The sequence below is a fragment of the Loigolactobacillus zhaoyuanensis genome (assembly GCF_003946385.1).
In the GTDB taxonomy this organism is placed as follows: domain Bacteria; phylum Bacillota; class Bacilli; order Lactobacillales; family Lactobacillaceae; genus Loigolactobacillus; species Loigolactobacillus zhaoyuanensis.
The window spans coordinates 1-15,819 of record NZ_RHOE01000056.1 but is presented as its reverse complement, the minus strand read 5'-3'; the positions used below and the strand labels follow the sequence as shown (position 1 = coordinate 15,819).

The following is a 15,819-nucleotide window of genomic DNA, read 5'->3' as shown; positions in this document are numbered from 1 at the left end:
TGGCTTTAAAACAGGATCATAGTACATCACGGCTGTATAGGCTTGTTCCTGTTTAATCAATGGCAATCCATCTAAATCGCCTTTGGGAAAGGCCCTTTTCAATACTTCATGGTATTGCGTTTTAATGACTTGCTTAACGGCCATGATTGTTCGCAAATCTTTGACTGCGCGAGTAATCTTTTGCTGCTCGGTTGGTGAATACTTTTCTAGTAGACCTTGATCAACGTGTTCTAGACTTTCTAAGCTATCATCATGAATCATCAGCGTATATTTAAGCTCGATTTTGACTTCCTTTTCTTGTTGCATTAATATCTTCCAGCCAACGTATGGCCGTTTGGTAAAGGTCAATAATTGTCGGACCAATAAATCATCACGAATATTCATTAAACGTTCGTTTAATTCACTGCCTTTGAAAATCGTTTGTTCACTATTAGTTTCTTTAATCAATTCCCGTCGTTCAGCCGCGGTTGTCTGTTCAAAATCAAGCTCTGGATAAAGTTTTTTAGTCGTGCGATCAACTACTTTATTTAAGAGTTCATCTGCTTTTTTTAGTGAACTTTCTTGTTGGTTAATCGTCAATAATTGCTTAGTGACATCTTCACCAACAGCGTGCTTAATTAAGGTACTGTTTTTCCAATTAAATAGCATGCGCCGCTTATCATCTAAACTTTCCAAACTAATATAAGTTTTCAGTTCGTGACTTAACTCTTTGACCACTTTTTTCTCGTTAAACGAGAAGTGTTTACTTAGGCTATCCAAGTGGCCTCGATTAACTACTTTCTCCTGCATATTTTTATAGCCAGCTTTGGACTTACGATAGTTCTTAACTTGTTGATTAAATGCCTTTCTTTCATGCTGTTTGCTATTGATTCCCTCGTGTTGCATTGGTGTGTCAGCTATTCCCTGTTCCACAAATGATTTTTCACTGATCCGATCAGGAATGTTTTTTTGCTCTAAAGCCTGATTGACACTTGCCGCCCAATTGTGCCGCCATTCAGTTATTTTTTCTTTTTTATCCCAATCGACCATCAGTATCTTTCTACTCTTAGGGTACTTGCTAGTTCCGGTATATGTTTTGTTGCCATTATCATCTAAAATATATTGCTTTTTGCTCTTAATTCCCCATGTTCCATCTGAATTAAACGGCCGATTAGTTAACATCACATGTGCGTGCGGATTATCTTGGTGGTCGCGATGAATCGCTACATCAGCTACCATGCCTTGATCAACAAAATTTTCTTGCACGTATTTTGTCAATAATTCTTTCTGTTCGGATTCACTTAATTCTACCGGTAAAGCCACGTTAAACTCTTTTGCATACCGTGAGTTTGATTTACGATCTTTCTTTTCAACTTCATTCCACAACTGCTCTCGATCACTCGCCCATTCAGGTGAATTTTTTGGCCTCAAAATAAAGCTTTCTGGCATGATCGATCGGGCATAAAAATAGTGGCGACCTTCCTTATCATCAAATAGCTTTTCACCACTTCGATAAGCGGCACTGGCAATCGCACTTCGTCCTTTACCAGCACTAATATTACTAAAACTCATGTGGAATATTGCCATGTCAGTCACCGTCTTCCTTTGATTCTATGGGTTTTGACTTTGTTGTCGCCATCGGCGACTTCTGATACGAAGATTTAGCACGATTTACCCCACAATAATTTAGTGGGGTGTAAGTGCGCATTGACCTCGTTCCACTCGGCCTTCTGATTCTCTTAACTTTAACTTAGTGTATGCCTTCCGCTTCGCTATTTCAAATTTTATACTTTGACTTAACGTTTCTTATATGATATAGTTTCGGTGATTATTTCTAATATGATTGGAGGGATCGTTATGTCTCAAAGTAACTTAGAAAAACAAGAAGCTAAATTAAAATCCCTTAATCAAAAAATTAAGGACGAAAAAAATAAGATTGAACAACGGCTAGGTAAACAAATCATCAGTCAAGCCGATTTAGATTATGCTAATTTGTCTAACGATCAGATTAAGCTTTTAGCCAAGCAATTTTCTGAATTTTTAAAGGTAAAGTCCGTAGATCGTTAGCCATACGAGATGGGGAAATTCCATGTCTAATCAATATGAAAAACTAGTCGAGCAGCAAGCGCGTTTAAAACAAAAAATTGAGCGGGAAGATTTTAAATTACGGCAATCTAAATACTATGAAAATCGGCAAGCCCGCAAAGCCCGTTCTCGCCGATTAATTCAAAAAGGGGCTTTATTAGAAAAGTACTTTCAAGCTAATAACCTCTCGGTCGAACAAACCGAAGAACTTTTAAAAACATTTGCTGACTATGTTAACGCCCATAAACCGGATAAATTAAAAAACGATCAACCTAATAACTAGGCCGATCGTTTTTATTTTCAGGATTGTTTTTTGGCTTAATTTCTGGATTGTGTTTAGCAAAGTCTTTTAACTGTTTTTGAATTCTTTGTGTAAGCTCTGCTTTACTTTCTTTGTGCTTCCTTTTACTTGATCGCTGTTGAATTATCTTTTGACCCTTACCTCTTCTTTTTGATTTTAGGTCAAGCGTAAAATATGAAATTTTATTTTGATCTAGCTTACTTAAATGACCGATTTCTTTAAAGTTTAAACCGGCTTTGGGAAAGCGATAAATATTACCAAGATCGACCCAGGAAGGTTTCTTCAACCCAGCGGATTGCCAATCTTGAATCGGATAATATTGTTGATTGATATAAGCCGACTTCTTTTCATACTGACTAGTAATTTTAAAAGCCTCGACTGTCTGTTCTGATACCCGACGAATTAAAACTGGCCGAGACTTGCCACCGTTAGTTTCTACAAAACTAACGTATAGGCTGACTAAGTCATTAGTCCTCATCTGGATCGTTGAGCCAATCAGCGACCTCTTTAGCGTCTTTGAACTCGGTGACTGGTGTCCCTTCGGTCGCCTTTAAAAAGCGTAAATTAGCTTTTTCTTCTTCGCTTAAAGACGCATTAAAAGGTAAAGCACCATTAGCAACAATCCGCTTGTAAAACATGTTAATGGCCGTGGTTGGATTTAAGCCCAATTCGCTTAAAACTGCTTCGGTATCATCGGCCAAATCTTTATCAATCTTGACTTGGACCCGTTTCTTTTCCCTAACTGCCATGATTGTCTCATCTCCTTTATTTTACTACTACCATTATACTACCTTTTGAGTACCTTATCAATAGATAAAGCCCTGGCCTCAAATCACTTGAGCTTGGCGTTGATCTAAAGGCTGAATTTTTGAGCTGGTTAGCTCTGGCACTCATTTAAAAGCCCCTATTCTTCTGTTTAAGCCATTTAAATCTAGCTTAAGTATAAATAGACTAGTAAGTCTTAGAACCGCTTAGAAAGGATTTTGTAGCCTTTTAGGACTAGTAGTACAACCCACTGTTATCGTTGTCGGCCGACTTTTCTTCTTCGGGGTGTTTAGCAGCATATTCTCTAGCCGCTTGTTTATTCCACCAAACGCCAAATAGGTTTTGCATGGTGCCGTATAAGTAGTTCTCCACGTTCTTGATATGCTTCTCATTGCTTCTTAGAGCGTTAAAGTAGCGTCTCAAGGCTTTAGTCATTAAAGGTTTTAGTTCTTCATCATCAAGTGGGATTATGACACCAATATCTTTGTGATCTTTCTCAACTCGGTACTTAGCATTTAAGATAATGCCAATGAAGCGCCGCATTTGTTGCGGAGTTCGGCACCAGAAGCTAAGTAATTGCACGGCTTCTGGTTCTAAGAAAACCGGTAACCCACTGTCTTTATCAGTTAAGAAATCATTAGCATGGTTCACCAAATCCTTGTTTTGCTTTTCTAGTTCTGCTGGTGAGAATTGGGCTGTGGAAAAGTCCAACTTTTGAGTATCTATATTATATCTATTAGTATCTAAATTATTAGTATAGTCTAGATCTTGTCTCTTTTTGAGAAGTCCGCTTGTACCAAGGAATTCAGACGTATCAGAAACGGTATCATGCGGGTTTCTCTTTTTGAGAAGTCCGCTTGTACCAAGGGGTTCAACGGTATCATGCGGGTTTCTCTTTTTGAGAAGTCCGCTTGTACCAAGGGGTTCAGGCGATTTTAATGGCTCTCGCTTAATATAAACGTCTTTTGCTGTTACTTCCAAATCTGCCAAATATAATCTATTTGGTTCGTTTTTGCCTGATCTTGGATTAAACCCCATATGTTTTTGATACAAAAGGTTCGCGTCCATTAATTCGTGTTTAATCTTATTGATTTTATTATTTGACCAGTTTCGTAAATCTTTTAGTTCATTGTTTGTGTATATGAAATATACGTTGTTATTTTCGTCAACCCAATTATTGCTTAGTGAGTAACTTAGACGATCGCGTAACACCGAATAAAGTAAAATGGCACTATCGCTAAGATCCTTATATTTTTCCCCTTGGAGTAAGATCTGCGGCAAAGCGTAAAACTTTACTTCATAGGCCCTTTTAGCATTTGTAAAGTTGAAGTTTGATTGATCCATAATAAAAGCTCCCTTTCTTAACTGACACACGTCGTCTTAAAGAGAGTTGCTAAAACATCTGACTTGTTTTAAAATACAAATCTGATATGCTTTAACTGAATTACAAAGCGAACATTGGACGTGATCGGCTTTGTAAATTCACCGGCATGTGTCTATTCTGGGTTGCCCATACGGCAACTTTTTTTAATTTCTAACAACAAAAATGGACTAAATAGCATTGGTTAGCCACTTAGCCCATTGGATTCAATTTGTTTTTAACTATCCTTCACTTGTCCCATAGGACTGGTTTGCGGTATAATTAACCTACAAATTAAGAACAATGTTCAGACGATTTTAACTTGGCGGTCTAAATCGTCTGAATCTAAGTAGCTCGCTATTAGCTACTTGCTAAACCTAAAATCCCCGATTCCTCGTGAATCGGGGATTTTTCTGTTTAGCTTGATCTATTTATTCGGTTGTTAAATTAATCTTAGTCTAGCATAGCGCTTACCTACAGGCAACCGTATTTGGTTTAGTGCACTTTACTAGTTTTTACCTAATCACAAATTAATCAAGCGAACAAATTGCGTATTTACTTGTTTGATTAATTATTTATTTATTTAACTGCTAAATTGCATCTATGATTGAAGCTAAGAATTCTGAACGATTTTTAAATCCGTTTTTTCGGGCAGCCGTATCCATTTTTTTAAGTTGACTTTCAGTAATTGAGAAGGTCACAGATCGCTTACGCTCTACTTCCTTTCGGCTGATATTTTTCAAAAATGCGACTGCATCTTTCTTGTTGTCTTTCAATGTAGTTTCGTAACTTTCTCTCATTTCTTCGTCTTTTTTATGGTTGAATGAATCTAAACTCATAATCTAACTCTCCTTACTTGGTTTTATTTGCTAATTCTTGAAAAAGATGATCGGCGTGTTCTATGAACTTTTGATTTTGCTTTAAAATGGATTCATCATGATTGGCTAATTCAAATATTGAAGCGTGCCTTGCAGTAGCTTTATTAAAGAGCTCTCTTTCAGGAATTATAGTTGCGACTGTTTCATCGCCTTCTATGTGTTTTAGCAAATCGCGAGACATGCTTGTATTATGTCTAATCATATTACCGATAAAGAAAAGCTTTGCGTCAACGTAAGTTTCGCCAGTTCGATAGTCAAAAAGTGATTTTCTGAATTTTTCGAGTCGTGTTTCTAGGTCAAACTTGGCATTGTAGCCATGTTCACTGGGTGTAATGGGACTAATCAGGTAATTACTGATAGCAATAGCGTTTTTAGTGATGGTGCTAAAATCTGGGTGCGTATCAATTAAGATATAGTCATAGTCGGTTAAGCTTAATGAATCGGAGTTGTTTTTAAACCACATGAACAACATCATTTCTTTGTTACTGTTATTTTCTAGATAACTTCCTAAAACATCTAGGTCTATAAAACCGGCTATTAAATCTAGATTCGGTCCGACACTGTCAATTTTTACTTTTTGAGCATTGTCATTTTCTTTAAACGCTTCAGCGATGGTATTGTTTCGTCGTGTTTTTTCAAAAACGGTTGTTAAATTGCACTGATGGTCTAAATCTATTAATAGAACCTTCTTACCATGTTTGGCTAACCAATCACCATAATTTAAAGTCAAGGTTGTTTTACCAACACCACCCTTGATAGCAGTAAAAGTAATAATCTTCATCTTGATACCTCCTTCATCTAGCTTAATTATATCATTAGTAGACAAATAAATAAACAAACAATTTATTAAATAATTAAGCTGACAATTAACTTATTTTTAAAGCTCATTTTTAAAGATTCTATATTTTTTGCGATATCTGATAAAGGTCGTCCGTTTAATCCCTGTATTACGGGCAACATCTACATCACTCATGCCTGCCTGATAAAGTTTAAAAGCATGTTGCAAGCGGGGAATCGTCTTGGGTGTATTGGGGTTTGCGTCCATGATATTTGCCCTGCTGCTTGGCCAGAGAAATCCCTTGTTGTTGACGCTCAATAATCCGCTTACGCTCACTTTCAGCCGGGTACTTATACAGTTCAATAATGAGATTGGTCATGAGTTGACGTAAATTGGGGTCAGCAATCCCCGTCATGGACGGTAAATTCAACACATCTAGGGTGGCACCCTTATTTTGAATGGAGTTCATGATCTTAGTCAAATCATGGTTGTTTCTGCCTAAGCGATCTAATTCAGTGACCAGGACAATATCACCCTCACGAATATAGGCCAACATTTTTTGCAGTTCTGGCCGATTAGTGTTAGCCCCACTTAATTTATCCGTGGCGAATTTACAATTAAAATGCAACACAAAGTAAAAAAATAAACCCATACCGGGTAGAATATGTTTAACGACCAAATCAAACAATTCGAGGTATCCGGTATGAGCTATAAACATCTTACTATAAAAGAACGTGAAATGCTTATGTTTTTACGAGCTAAGGGGTTATCTATCCGGGCTGTTGCGTTACGGCTGGGGCGAAATTCAAGCACTATTTCACGAGAATTAAAACGTTGTGCAGGTCATTATTCCCCAAGCAAAGCAGAAAATGACTATTATCAAAAGCGGCAGAATTGTCATAAGAAGCGGCTATTAGACAGCCATCCACAACTACGTCGTCAAATTGTTCATTACATCTTAGATCTGCACTGGTCACCAGAGTAGATTACCGCTCGCTTTAATAAAGAACATCAATGGTGTGTTAGCTACAACACCATTTACCGTCATATCTATCAACACAATTTAGGTGAGAAGTACTCCTCACGTGGTGATACCGGTATTCAGCGCCATCTCAGACATAAACATCGGACTCGACATTCAAAGAATACTAGACGACATCGAGAAGTACAGACGGACTATATCTCAATTCATGAGCGCCCCGGTTTTATCAACCAGCGTCAACGTATAGGTGACTGGGAAATTGATACTGTGATTGGTCGAACGGGTCACTCCATCCTTTTAACGGTTGTCGATCGGCTTAGTCGGCTTACGCTTATCAAAAAGGTTGCGCAAAAGGACTCGCAGGAGATAAATAAAGGCTTAGTTGAACTGTTAGGGGCCATTCCTAAAGAATTTGTTCATTCTATTACACCAGATCATGGGACCGAATTTCTTCATCTTGATGAAATCAGCGAAAGGTTAGGTGTTACTGTCTATTGGCCCGATCCATATTCGCCTGAACAGCGTGGAACAAATGAGAATACAAATGGATTAATTCGGGAATATTTTCCTAAGCGAACAGATATTGATAATTATACGGAACAGGACATTGAGCACCGCCAAAAGCAGTTAAATCAACGTCCTCGCAAAGTGTTAAACTATGAAACCCCATATGAAGTATTTTTTGACAAACCGTTGCACTTAGTTTGAAAATTCGCCAGGGGGAAATAAAATCAGTCTCATTTTCCGTTTTTGTGTTTGTGGTGCGATGGTTATACGTGATGTTAAAGAACTTCCTATCATTCTACACTACGTCATCACTCATTTCATCTCGAAATGAGAAAGATCTTGAAGAACGTTTTTTAAAAAAAGTGTTTTGATCAATTTGGTGGTGTAAAATGATTATTGGTGATAATGATCAAATTGCGATCACTGAAACGTTGATGAAGGGGAGTATTACGATGGATCAAAAATTTTTAGATGTCATGAAGCATGAGGGTCCTGCCACAATTGTAACCATTAATGCGCAACCAGCCCACGTTGTTAATACCTGGATGTCATACGTCCAGGTAACAGACAAGCAATTACTGATTCCGGCGGCCGGCATGCACAGCATAGAGCAGGATTTTTCAACTGACAACCACGTGATTATAACGGTTGGGAGTAAAGAGGTCGAAGGTACCCAGGGACCCGGTGCCGGCTTTCACGTTTATGGGACCGGCCAATTCTTAACATCCGGTGATGACTTCGATACAATGAAGAAGAAATTTCCTTGGATTACCAGAGTTTTGAAAGTCGATATCGATAAGATTGAACAAAAAATTTAAATCAAAGTCGCTAAAGCAGCTTATGTTGTTTTGGCTTTTTCTTTTTGGAAAAGCTTCTTTGACTGAAGCCCGCTTCAATTGGCGTTATGATAAGTCTGTAGTAAAATGAAGAAGGGAATGATCAGAATTGAAAGCAATTGTGATTGATCAGCCGGGCGGTCCTGAACAGTTAAAGTTAAAGGATCTGGTGCAAACAGTGTGAGAGATGACCATCTAACCAGCTATTGATCCTATGTTGAAGGTTATGCAGCTAACAATGCTTCTAATTCGTCCACGACTGAGAACCCGATGAGACTTAACTCTCGTCGGGTTCTTTTGCGTATTGCGTGAACAATTTCCACACCGCTCAACGTTGCACTAGCGGTTCGAATGCTTTGAAAGCTTGCTGAGCGGACACGATGACGTTTAATGAATCGGTGGTCCTGTTCAATCAAATTATTTCGATATTTGGAACATTAGTGGGCTGATTTGCTCAAATAGTCTTGCTTTATCAGGTGCTTCACTGCTTTCAGTGTTGCCCGATATTGATCAGTGACTAATCGATCAGGCCGACCATTGGTCGTCAAGAGACGCTTCAAAAAGTGATAGGATGCGGTATAATCGCGCTGTTTTCGTAGTTCAAAATCCATGGACAAACCGTTACTGTCAATAGCGCGATACAAATAGGCCCAACGGCCTTTAACTCGAATATAGGTCTCATCGATTCGCCAACTTTTAGCGTGAGCTGTTTGATGCCGACGCCATAGAGCCTTAAAGATGGGGCCATAGTGATGAACCCAACGCATGACCGTGGTGTGATGAACAGTGATACCCCGATCCCGAAGCAATTCAACGATGTCACGATAGCTGAGACTGAATCTGAAATAGTAGCCAACGGCTACTAAGATGATGTCCTTTTGAAAGTGGCGTCCCTTAAAGTGATTCATGCGCGCAATCCCTCGTTTCTTGGCACCCAGTATACTAAAATCAAGTCAGCAAGGAAAATTTGCACCAGAACCAGTAAAACTAATGATGTACCCTATTGTTACCACCTGTAAGTTCAACAAACATTAGTAACATATAGGTGACCCGATGGGAAACGTGAAGTGCGTGAAAAATGAGAATAGAGGTAAGGACATGAGTGAGACATTTAAAATGATGAATTGGCAGCTTGATCAATTTACAGATCAAGTCCTAGTCGCGCTGGATCAGCTTATTTCAATCGTATTATCACCGTTTGTTTGGTTCTTCCAACATCCGCTTGCTGATTTTTGTAAATGGCTTTTCGGACCGCAATCTATTGCACAGGGGGAAACGGTATTGGCCGTTATTCTCGTTGCTTTGGGAGCATATGCAATCTTTTTCGTGTTTCACACAGCTGCATTGGTAGCCATTGCAACGTTTGTCATACCAGCTCTCTTGTCACTCCTCGGGCATATATTCCACTTTGGATTTAAGGTTCTAATTATTTATTTGGCAATCCGTTTTTGCATTGCGTTAGTTAAGTTTTCCGGTAAATGGATAGACAAATGTCGGCGACTTTGGAAAAACTGTGAACGTGCCCTTAACAGCAGTCTTCAAATGGTTGTATTGGCCTTCCTGAAGATAGTTCTTAAAAGATACTAGACAGGTTCTTAGCGTCGAAACCAAAAGCAAGCGAGGTTATGAGTAAATGTCCCAATACGATCCTACACTGTCCGTCCTTGGAATACCAGACCATAATATCAAAGTAGCCTTTGTTCGTCATAAATATCGTGGCAACGGGGTACGTCGCCGCCAGTATCATGTGATTGATGCCGAGCTGACTTACCGGTTAACCCGGTGCCCACTGTGTGGCTTTGAGGCCTTGCACCCTAACGGGTTTTACACGGCCCACGTGCGCGTCCTCAACGGGGTTGAAATGCCGACAGTCATTAACTTGCACAAGCAACGATGGCGCTGTCATAACTGTTACCACACAGTCAGTGCCAAGACGCCACTCGTGCAACCCAACCACACGATCGCCGCTCACATGACAGAACGAATCATGAAGTTAGCGCATGAACGGTTGCCAGTCAAAACCATCGCCCGTATTATCGGAATCTCAGCCTCCTCGGTTCAACGGATCATTGACCAAAATCTCAAACTCCGACCGGCTCGCCGGCTACCCACGCGACTCTGCTTTGATGAGTTCCGTTCCACTCATGGCATGATGTCGTTTATCTGTCTTAATGCCGATTCACATCGTCTGATTGCCTTGCTTGGTGACCGATTCAACCGCACGATTAAAAACTTCTTCATCGCTCATTATTCACTCGCTGAACGCACTCGGGTCCAGACGGTCACCATGGACATGAATACAGCTTATCAGACGATTATTCATGAGGTTTTCCCCAAGGCCCAAGTCGTCATTGATCGGTTCCATATCATTCAACTTGCGGCTCGTGCCCTTGATCAGGTACGCGTCCAAGCGCTCAAACAGCTTGATGACAAGCACAGCCGTCCTTATAAGATCATGAAGACAAACTGGCGGCTTTTTCATCAAACTGCGCCTGACGCTAAACACAAACAGTTCCTGTTTGGTTTGAATGAATACGTCACGCAACAGGAGGCCATCGATATCGCACTTGATACTGAGCCCAAGCTCAAGCAAACCTACGAGACCTACTTAGCGCTTCATGATGCTTTGATGGTGAAGAAACATCCCGCGGAACTGGCAAACCTGTTAGCTACTTACGAGCCAAACGGTACGGCAATGGGCATGACGATCGCGACGCTTAAGCGACACAAAGTCGCTGTTCTCGCCGCTGTCACCAGCCCTTATTCCAACGGTCCGATCGAAGGGGTTAACCGCCTCATCAAGTCACTCAAACGATCCTGTTTTGGCTTCAAGAATCAGCTGAACTTCTTCAAACGAATCTACCAAATCACGGCATAACATGACAAAGACGGCTCCCCAAATGGAGAACCGCCTCAAATGATAAATATATTCTTCAACATCAGTTGACGCAGAGCCATTTATTCTTCAATACCAGTTGACGTAGCGCCAAACTTTGTTCGTCCTATTGATGTTCTTATCAGTTAAGTCAGTACTGCTTATTTAGTCGTCTCGGAAGCACCTGTGACCGCATCAGCTGTTGAAGTTTTCATGTCATTAATTGTTTGTACGTCTTTCCCTTCTACTCGAGAAGATAAGACCCTTTGAGGTTCACTTTGTGAGGCACTTGTAGTTGCATCAGGTTTACTATCGGGATCCATGATAAGCTTTTGTCCAGTACGCTTTAGATAATCAGAGACAATTGGCCAAATGTCCAGGACCCATTCGTTAACACCACGATAACGTCCGTCTGCATCGTGCATAGCTTTGTAAAAATGCATAATGTACTTTTGGTTTATTTTATTTCCAGGTACTGGCATCGCGATAAGCTCTTTTTGCCCCTGACGTAAAGCCCAAATAACTTGTTGAACGTGCTCAACGGCTCGTTTGGGGTGAAATAAATCGGCAGTGTTGCCAACCTGTTTTGGATCCCTTGGTGCGAGCATAGCGTCATGATCGAGAAAATGATTGTAATAAATAAATTGATCATTATCATCCATAAAAGTTAACTCTACAGGCATCGTGTTAAGGAACCAATTTAATTGATCAACTGTTAATACGCCACGATTCAGTTGGACATAATGATTCCCACTCGTTGCCTTAACTAGTTTAGCTGCCTTTTCCACCCAATCATCGGATATATCAATATCAATAGAAGTTTCGACAGGATGTTTTCCTGCAAGATCCTCTTGACGCCAAGGTTCTTGCTTTTTCTTTTCCTGTAGTGCGTCTAGTACATTAATCCAACGTATAAACTTGTTAATTACAGTGTCGAGAAAAGCAATTGTCTTTGAGTCCTTCAAGTTCCCTAACTCATCGAAGGCTTTCTTGGCATCAGCTAATAAAAACTCATCGCTAGGCATAACCAAAGCCCCAACGCCGGGTGATTCCATAATTTGACGAAGTGCAAGTTGAGCTCTTGAGGAACCCTGTGTATGCCAAGAAGCACCAACTATTAAGACTGGTTTCTGATTTAACGGATGTACTTTGTAAGACAACCATTCAATGACGTTTTTCATAGCAGGACTTGTTGTATGATTGTGCTCGGGAGTTGCTAGAATAACACCATCAGCTGATTCGATCTTATGTACTAGATATTGGACAGCTGCACTTTGAGTTTGATCCTTATCTTCATTAAACATCGGTATATTCTTAATTTCCAGTAGTTCAATGTCAATCTGTGAAGCATAGTGGCTAGCGATAAAAGTTAATAATTGCCGATTGTATGATATATCTGCAATACTTCCTGCAATTGCAACAATTTTCATAATTGTCCTCCTAGTTATCCTGCCAATTGACGTTTTTAGTTTGTTCTTTAGCTTGTTTTTGTGAATGAATCATTTGTTTGGTCAACTTAACAAAGACGGAAAAGTCTGAGAATAAACCGTTAAGCTGGACACCTAATCGTAAGTTCTTTAAATTACCGGAGTCATCAAATGCCTCTAGTGAGTGTCCTACTAAGAATTCAGAGCTTGGCATAATACTAGCCTTCAATTCAGGAGAATCTAGAATCTGCCGTAATTGAGCCTGAGCGCGTGAAGTGCCTAATGAACCATAAGATGCACCAACAATCATCACAGGTTTGCCAGCAAATGGGTGTATACGATAAGAGAACCAAGCAAGTGCAGAACTCAGCACAGCAGGTATGGCATGATCATACTCAGGTGTGGCAATAATGACACCATCAGCCTTCCGAATCTTTCCAGATATAACGTTGACGGCTTCCGGTATATGATCCTGGGAAGCCTTATAGAAAACTGGTAAATTACTAATGTCAACAATCTCAATAACTGCCTCCTCAGAATAATGTTTCTTCATATATTGAAGTAACTTGAGATTAGTTGACCGCTGTATATTTGTTCCAGCAATACCAAGATAGTGCAACATTTGAACACCTTCCTTTCTAGGAAAATCACTCGAAAGGGTAACTTTACCTTACCCAGGATAATTATATTCCTTTTTAGCTTGCAGAGTAGCAATCTCGTCACTCTTAGAGAACGGCAGTGAACCTGATAACTTATAGTTAAGGAGATTTAATGAATTGAGGCCTTGACCGTTTGTGTATTGCCATTTTGATAGATAAAAACAGCGCCTAAATTATTAGGATCTTTCTCCCATCCTGGAATAGGCTTACCAGCAAAAAATAATCGCTTGGCTTCTAATTCACCCTGCAGAGAATCACGAGCAAATACAGTAACAGCAGCCAATTGGGTTTGTAAAGGATATCCAGTTTGAGGATCCAACAAATGATGATATCTTTTACTCCCTTTTATTAAAAATCGTTCGTAGATACCACTTGTAACAGCTGCACATGCAGGTTTAATGACCGTTCCAATGCCAATATTTCTTCCTTTATTGGGATCCTGAATACCAACTATCCATCGGCCATCAGATCGTCGTGGAGATTCTCCAACAAATAGTAAATTACCACCGAGATTAATTATTCCAGCCCTAATCCCATAGGCAAACCAAATAGACCGAATTTGATCAGCAATGAATCCCTTTGCAATTCCTCCAAGATCGAGCTCCATACCAGTTTTGACTAGTTTTACGGTGTGCAACGCATCATCCATAATAATGTTATCGGGATTGCTTAAAAGTAGCCGAGACTTAATGTCGTGATCGGATGGAACATTGGCACCGTTGAAACCTATCTTCCAAAGTTTGACAAGTGGTCCAATCAAGGCATTGAATCCAAAGTGCTTTTGGCTTGCTAGGACAGCATTTTTTATAAGTGCATACGTACCACACGAAATCTCAGTATTGTCATATCCTGCTAGTTGATTTATGGTCATTATTTCTGAATGAGGTTGATTTACTGTCAACCTAGATTCTTGTTGCCTGATTAGCAATTCGGCAGCAACTAATGCAGAATTATCTTGCTCGCCAAATACCGACAAAACTATATTTGTTCCTAAAGCTCGTAATCGCTTCACTCGCCAAGTTAGCATTGTATCATCATTTCTATAAATACTGTATTTTGAATCACTTTTCTCATGATTTCCCTCTTCTGGTTGTAGTACGACCGAAGGTGTTTTTTTATGGAATTCCCGTGATCAAAGAGTTTAGTTATTTTCCTACCCAGTTTACAATTCAAGTGTAACACCCTATGGATTGAAGTCAATATTTGAGATAGGTTTTAAGAGACATTCAGAACCGCGTTTACCTTCCACAGCTCAAATAAATCATTAATCGTGATTAATAACTTATTTGAACCATGGAAAGCATTAAATCAGGCGGCCATTTGGCTCGTAAGTGTTGCGATTTCAACTTGTAAGGGGGTCTGGTAGCCCAGTGAACTATGAATTCTCTTCCTATTGTAGAAAGCATGCACATATTCAAAAAGGACAGCAGCGGCAGTTTCATAATTCTCAAAGACCGGCACTGGATAAACACATTCCTTTTTGAGGGAAGCATGAAAAGATTCCATTGGTGCATTATCGTATGGACACCCCTTACGGCTGTAAGAGTGGCGGATATGTAGTTCTGTTAACCGTTGGTTGTAATCATCGCTGGTGTACTGTGATCCTAAGTCTGTGTGGATAATCAGGTCCCCAGTAATGGTTCGATTTTTAACCGCGCTTTCCAGGGTCTTTAAGACTAAATCAGTAGCCATCTTTTTTGAGAATGAATAGCCGATAATTCGTCTTGAGTGCAGATCCATGATGGTTGATAAGTAACATCAGCCATTACGCTTCGTTTGAATATAGGTCATATCAGCGGTCCATTTTTGATTTAAACCAGTGGTCGAGAAATCCTGCTTAAGCAAGTTGGGACGCTGTTCAACCTTGGTTTTGGAAGCCGAAGCCGCTTTCCATTTATTGACGGTAACGGAGTGGATATCCAGTTCCTTCATGAGCCGGGAAATCCGTCTTGGGCTGCACCGACGCTGCAGTGGTTGAAGTTCCAGATTCAATTCATGGTGGATCTTCATAACGCCGTATCGCTGCTTGAATTCCGCAAAGATCCGCAGAATCCGTTGTTTTAAGTCCTCATCTTCGGCCCGGCGTTTTGAAGGCTTTGGGGATCGATAACGATAATACTGAGCTCTGGAAACACCGAGGATTCGGCACATCTTAGTTACCTGATGGTGATGGCTTTCTTGGTGAATGTAATCAAAAATATTGGTTACTTCTGCGCAAGGAAGCCCAGGGCTTTTTTTAGGATTTCGTTCTCCTCAGACAGGGAAGCCAGCCGCTTTTCCATCGCTTTAATTTCGTCTGGCGATTTACCGGATTGAGTTTTGGCTTGGCCCTGGATCCACTTATGAACGGTTGAATAGCCAATGCCATATTCTCTGGCCAGTTGGGC

General features: G+C 40.1%; 14 protein-coding genes and 6 pseudogenes. 6 read left to right on the top strand and 14 right to left on the bottom strand.

What is annotated here, in order from left to right; translation table 11 throughout:
• Positions 1-1,566: MobQ family relaxase (mobQ, locus tag EKM76_RS10220; RefSeq protein ID WP_125550565.1), on the bottom strand; the 1,566-nt coding region annotated here is incomplete at its 3' end.
• Positions 1,567-1,818: 252 nt separating this feature from the next.
• Between mobQ and EKM76_RS10215 the strand changes: the two genes are divergently transcribed.
• Both EKM76_RS10215 and EKM76_RS10210 read left to right on the top strand, forming a co-directional pair.
• Positions 1,819-2,046: a hypothetical protein gene (locus EKM76_RS10215; protein ID WP_164507636.1), complete on the top strand. Its 228-nt coding sequence runs from the start codon at positions 1,819-1,821 to the stop codon at positions 2,044-2,046.
• Between the two features lie 22 nt (positions 2,047-2,068).
• The gene (locus EKM76_RS10210) at positions 2,069-2,347 is read left to right on the top strand and encodes a hypothetical protein (protein ID WP_003646133.1); all 279 of its coding nucleotides are present in this window, start codon (positions 2,069-2,071) and stop codon (positions 2,345-2,347) included.
• On the opposite strand, the gene EKM76_RS13485 is transcribed toward EKM76_RS10210, so the two are convergent.
• The 6 genes and pseudogenes from EKM76_RS13485 to EKM76_RS10180 all read right to left on the bottom strand — a co-directional run.
• Positions 2,337-2,843 carry a hypothetical protein gene (locus tag EKM76_RS13485; protein WP_164507635.1) on the bottom strand — a complete coding sequence of 169 codons (507 nt, stop codon included), beginning with the start codon at positions 2,841-2,843 and terminating at the stop codon, positions 2,337-2,339. The two genes, EKM76_RS10210 and EKM76_RS13485, sit on opposite strands and share 11 nt — an antisense overlap.
• The gene (locus EKM76_RS10200) at positions 2,833-3,114 is read right to left on the bottom strand and encodes a type II toxin-antitoxin system RelB/DinJ family antitoxin (RefSeq protein WP_125550563.1); all 282 of its coding nucleotides are present in this window, start codon (positions 3,112-3,114) and stop codon (positions 2,833-2,835) included. The genes EKM76_RS13485 and EKM76_RS10200 overlap by 11 nt, the downstream gene beginning before the upstream one ends.
• Before the next feature lie 250 nt (positions 3,115-3,364).
• Positions 3,365-4,474, bottom strand: a complete 1,110-nt coding sequence (locus EKM76_RS10195; protein ID WP_125550562.1) for a replication initiator protein A — start codon at positions 4,472-4,474, stop codon at positions 3,365-3,367.
• A 606-nt stretch (positions 4,475-5,080) separates the two neighbouring features.
• The gene (locus EKM76_RS10190) at positions 5,081-5,329 is read right to left on the bottom strand and encodes a ribbon-helix-helix domain-containing protein (RefSeq protein WP_002825834.1); all 249 of its coding nucleotides are present in this window, start codon (positions 5,327-5,329) and stop codon (positions 5,081-5,083) included.
• Positions 5,330-5,342: 13 nt separating this feature from the next.
• Positions 5,343-6,149, bottom strand: coding sequence for a ParA family protein (locus tag EKM76_RS10185; RefSeq protein ID WP_125550561.1), 807 nt, complete (start codon positions 6,147-6,149; stop codon positions 5,343-5,345).
• 96 nt (positions 6,150-6,245) lie between these two features.
• A pseudogene (locus tag EKM76_RS10180) lies at positions 6,246-6,759 on the bottom strand (recombinase family protein); the annotation flags it as partial.
• 90 nt (positions 6,760-6,849) lie between these two features.
• On the opposite strand from EKM76_RS10180, the pseudogene EKM76_RS10175 reads away from it, so the two are divergent.
• Positions 6,850-7,836 (top strand): annotated as a pseudogene (locus tag EKM76_RS10175) (IS30 family transposase).
• A 188-nt stretch (positions 7,837-8,024) separates the two neighbouring features.
• Positions 8,025-8,453, top strand: coding sequence for a hypothetical protein (locus tag EKM76_RS10165; RefSeq protein WP_003635798.1), 429 nt, complete (start codon positions 8,025-8,027; stop codon positions 8,451-8,453).
• A gap of 242 nt (positions 8,454-8,695) precedes the next feature.
• On the opposite strand, the pseudogene EKM76_RS10160 reads toward EKM76_RS10165, so the two are convergent.
• Positions 8,696-9,379: pseudogene (locus tag EKM76_RS10160) on the bottom strand (IS6 family transposase).
• A 568-nt stretch (positions 9,380-9,947) separates the two neighbouring features.
• Here EKM76_RS10160 and EKM76_RS13545 point away from each other — a divergent pair.
• Positions 9,948-10,058 (top strand): annotated as a pseudogene (locus EKM76_RS13545) (IS5/IS1182 family transposase); the annotation flags it as partial.
• Positions 10,059-10,104: 46 nt separating this feature from the next.
• Positions 10,105-11,349: an ISL3 family transposase gene (locus EKM76_RS10150; RefSeq protein WP_125550559.1), complete on the top strand. Its 1,245-nt coding sequence runs from the start codon at positions 10,105-10,107 to the stop codon at positions 11,347-11,349.
• Positions 11,350-11,507: 158 nt separating this feature from the next.
• Here the strand turns inward: EKM76_RS10150 and EKM76_RS10145 are convergent, their stop codons facing one another.
• The 6 genes and pseudogenes from EKM76_RS10145 to EKM76_RS13780 all read right to left on the bottom strand — a co-directional run.
• Complete coding sequence (locus tag EKM76_RS10145; protein ID WP_125550558.1) at positions 11,508-12,776, bottom strand: NADPH-dependent oxidoreductase; 1,269 nt, start codon at positions 12,774-12,776, stop codon at positions 11,508-11,510.
• A 10-nt stretch (positions 12,777-12,786) separates the two neighbouring features.
• Positions 12,787-13,395, bottom strand: a complete 609-nt coding sequence (locus tag EKM76_RS10140) for an NADPH-dependent FMN reductase (RefSeq protein ID WP_125550557.1) — start codon at positions 13,393-13,395, stop codon at positions 12,787-12,789.
• A gap of 146 nt (positions 13,396-13,541) precedes the next feature.
• Positions 13,542-14,459 (bottom strand): FAD:protein FMN transferase, encoded by a 918-nt coding sequence (locus EKM76_RS10135; protein WP_125550556.1) that lies wholly within the window; start codon positions 14,457-14,459, stop codon positions 13,542-13,544.
• A 281-nt stretch (positions 14,460-14,740) separates the two neighbouring features.
• Positions 14,741-15,178: pseudogene (locus tag EKM76_RS10125) on the bottom strand (IS3 family transposase); the annotation flags it as partial.
• A 12-nt stretch (positions 15,179-15,190) separates the two neighbouring features.
• On the bottom strand, positions 15,191-15,583 hold the full coding sequence (locus tag EKM76_RS13785; protein WP_263853686.1) for an IS3 family transposase: 393 nt from the start codon (positions 15,581-15,583) through the stop codon (positions 15,191-15,193).
• Between the two features lie 53 nt (positions 15,584-15,636).
• Positions 15,637-15,819: pseudogene (locus tag EKM76_RS13780) on the bottom strand (hypothetical protein); the annotation flags it as partial.